At 43.9% G+C, this 3,792-nt stretch carries 1 protein-coding gene and 1 pseudogene; both read left to right on the top strand.

All coding sequences use genetic code 11. The annotated features are described in order from the left end of the window. The first annotated feature begins 325 nt into the window (after window positions 1-325). The gene (locus MHN01_RS19660; protein ID WP_239412903.1) at window positions 326-3,490 is read left to right on the top strand and encodes a bifunctional diguanylate cyclase/phosphodiesterase; all 3,165 of its coding nucleotides are present in this window, start codon (window positions 326-328) and stop codon (window positions 3,488-3,490) included. Window positions 3,491-3,580: 90 nt separating this feature from the next. Then, window positions 3,581-3,792: pseudogene (locus tag MHN01_RS19665) on the top strand (hypothetical protein); the annotation flags it as partial.

Below are 3,792 nucleotides of genomic sequence, written 5' to 3' on the forward strand. Positions count from 1 at the left end.
TTTTAATCCTGCTGCAAAAATAGAAGCATAATAAAGCATGTAGTTTCATAATAATTTTTACTGTTTAATTCGTGCTGTCTTCATTTTGCTATTCCCGCTTTAATTGCATTGATTGAATAATTCCAAGACAGCCAAATGTAAGACAGGCGCACTCCTTCCTCCTCCCCCCTCCTTAGCCCATGTCTAGTTATCAGTCATAAAAAAGCAACTGATTGCGCATTTTTCATGTGATCAGACAATAAAATACCACCACCAATATGCGCCTTTTTTCATTGCTACACTATACTGTTAGCTGATAGGTGTTCAATGACATCATGGATGATATATGAAGCTAGCTTTTCTCCGTTTTCTGGCACTGCTACTGCCGTTATTATCAATAACAGCAGCGGCTGCTTTCTATATCTATCATGGAGATGTGATCCAGCTGGAGCAACGGATACAGGAGAGAGAACGCAGCCTTCACCAGTCGGCCCTGCATATCACGCGACTGCATTTCGCCCCCATTATTGATGATCTACGCTACCTGACTCAAAAGGCCAATGAGGTCAATATCAGCACACACAGTAGCAGCGAAAAGAAAGATATTCTTGCCAATACCTTCAAACGCATGACCCAGACTCGATCCTATTACGATCAAATAAGACTGATTAATGCTCAAGGTCATGAAGTTATTCGTATCAATATGGAAGGTAATCAGGCATATCGCGTTCAGGAGAGTCAGCTTCAAGATAAAAGCCTGCGGCCATATGTACAGGAATCACTAAAGATCAATCCCGGCACTTTCTATACATCCCAATTTGACTTGAACATAGAAAATGGTGAAGTTGAAACTCCCATCAAACCTATGCTGCGCTTTATCAGTCACTTCACTATCAACGGTGAAAGCTGGCTAATCGCGCTTAATTATCTAGGACGCGATTATCTGACTGAGCTGGGTAATCAATATAACTGGAAAAGCGGACAATATTGGCTTATCAATAACCAAGGACGCTGGTTGCTGGGCCCTACATCCGACAGTGCCTGGCAATTCATGCCATCACGGCAGAAAACAAACGGACAAGATTTCTTCGAAGCCCATCCTAAACTGTGGGATCGTATCCAGAAAGGTGAAAGCGGCCAGATACTCAAGCAGGATCATCTCTATACCTTTACCCGATTCTTCTCTGGCGACAGATTCTTAGGAGATGCACTTTTCACGCTTCCTTTTAATGGTACAGATCTACCATGGACAATCATTTCGCACATCAACATGAATGAAGCTGTTTTTGAGCTCGCTTTCTCACAACAACGTATTGTGAAGTTTACTATTTTCTCGCTCTTGATCATGACATTGGTATCAGGGTGTATTGTCCTGGCCTGGCACCTATCTCAAATGCTCCGTCACGAAAAGCGTCTGAAACAAAATATCGAAGATGTCGCCCTTCAATATGCCACTGTACTGGAGCATGCACCTGACGGCCTCATTACAGTCAATCAGGATATGACGATCAATACCATCAACAAGGCTGCAGGGCATATTCTTAATATCAATGACCAGTCAGCTAAGGGAAAGAACCTTTTAAAACTTATCAGCGGACACAAAAACCGCGAACAAATCAAACAACTAGTTGATGACGTTCACGAAAATAAAACCAGAAACAATCCGCGGCCGGTAAAAACACGTATCCAGCTAAGCAACCTGAAGACCCGACATATTGAGTTTGTAGCAACCGAGACAACCTACAGTTCAAGCAGTGAAATTCTGTTGAACTTCAGAGATGTGACCTATTGGATTGAACGTGAGGAAAAGCTTAAAAGCATGTCTCGCGCCCTAGAGCAGAGCAATGATTCAATTATCATCACCAACCATCGCGGCATCATAGAATACGTCAACCGCGCTTTTGAAAAGTTCACTGGCGTAAAGTCCGAAGACATCATTGGTTCACAATCAACCAACCTCCTCAAAAGAACACTGAATGATGAAAAAGATGTCAGAAAAGTGCAAAAACAGTTAAAAGAGGGACAGACAATCCATCGCGTACTTACGCGGAGGAATAGTGACGACAGTATCCTCTACGAAGAAAAAACCATTTCTCCTATCCTTAATAATCGAGGAAAGATAAGCCACTATATTTCAACGGGGAAAGATATCACTGAACGCGTACTGTTTGAGAGTAAGCTACACAAACTCGCGCACTATGACATTTTAACCGAACTCCCCAACCGAACGCTGCTCCAGCAATACCTTGAAAAAGCCATCGAAGACGCAAAAATGAGCCACGGCAGCATAGCTTTGCTTACCATCGATCTTGACCATTTTAAGAAAATCAACGATTCACTAAGCCATGAAACCGGGGACAAAGTCCTACTCGCAATTTCAAAGCGCATCAGCAATTCGCTACGCGGCAATGATCTTCTCGCTCGATTAGGTGGAGACGAGTTCGCCATCATCATCAAGCAAAATGTGGAGCCCGAGAATCTGGTCAATATGGCAAACCGTATTATTCATCATATCAGTGAGCCACTTTGTATCGACAAAAAAGAGCTGTTTATTACCGCCAGCATGGGAATTAGCTTGTATCCCGATGACAGCGACAGTGTGGAGACCTTATTCAAGAATGCCGACATTGCCCTATACCGAGCCAAAGAAGAGAGCCGTAACAAATTCTGCTTCTTTACCCAGCAGATGGGGCTGGACAGTATCAAACGTATCCAGCTTGAATCTGAGTTAAGGAGAACAATTGGCACCCATAGATACCAGTTCTACTACCAGCCCAAAGTGAATGCTATTACCCACGACCTCTGCGGTATCGAAGCCCTGCTTCGTTGGGAGGATGAAAATGGCGAGATACAGTCTCCACTTGATATCATCCCAATTCTGGAATATTCAGGGCTCATTATCGAAGTGGGAGAAGACCTGATCCAACGAGCATGCCGTCAACTTAAACAGTGGCAAGATGACAACCATTTGCTCCACTTTGCCCTCAACATTTCTGCCCGCCAGCTACTGAACTCCAACATCGTCGAGACGGTAAGCAAAGCAATAGAAGAAACAGGTTGCGATCCGCAATATCTAGAACTCGAAATCACCGAGAGCGTGATCATGGCAGATGTCAAAACGGCACTGAATAAGTTAAGAGGACTAGAGGCTCTTCGGGTTAAAATCGCGATCGATGATTTTGGTACCGGTTATTCATCGTTAGCCTACCTCAGCCGTTTCCCAGTCCATATCCTGAAAGTTGATCGTGAATTCGTTAAAGATTTACCGAAAAACAAGGATAACATTACGATTACTCGCTCTATCGTTGAGCTTGCCCATAACCTAGAGATGATAGTTGTTGCCGAAGGTGTAGAAACTGAGGCACAAGAGCAATTCTTAGCCAGCATCGGGGTAGAAGAATTTCAAGGGTATTATTTCGGCGCCCCAATGCCACTAAAAGACTTTGAGCAGCAATACCTCACCTTGCCAGATCCACAGCTTATCAGTGAGCAGATTTGTCAGGGTATATAATTAGCGAATAGCATTTGTTGCTTCACACGTTCAAGCATATAATCGTTCTTCTCGAACCAAGTAATACCAAATAGCCTGACAGGTAATCTTATGAGTTTTAGTGACCACTTAGATAACTTTCTTAAACAACGTGACCAAAAAGCTCAGTCCTCCCCTAAAGGGACATTTCGCCGTCAGTATACTGTCCAGGAGCCAACCAACCAAAGTGTAGCCCGCGAAGCGATGGCGAAGGCACAAGAAGATGCTTCTGAGCAGGCAACCATAGATACCAAGGCGCCCCACACCCGGGTCAATGGCAGATG

This window comes from Photobacterium sp. OFAV2-7 (assembly GCF_022347985.1).
Lineage (GTDB): Bacteria > Pseudomonadota > Gammaproteobacteria > Enterobacterales > Vibrionaceae > Photobacterium.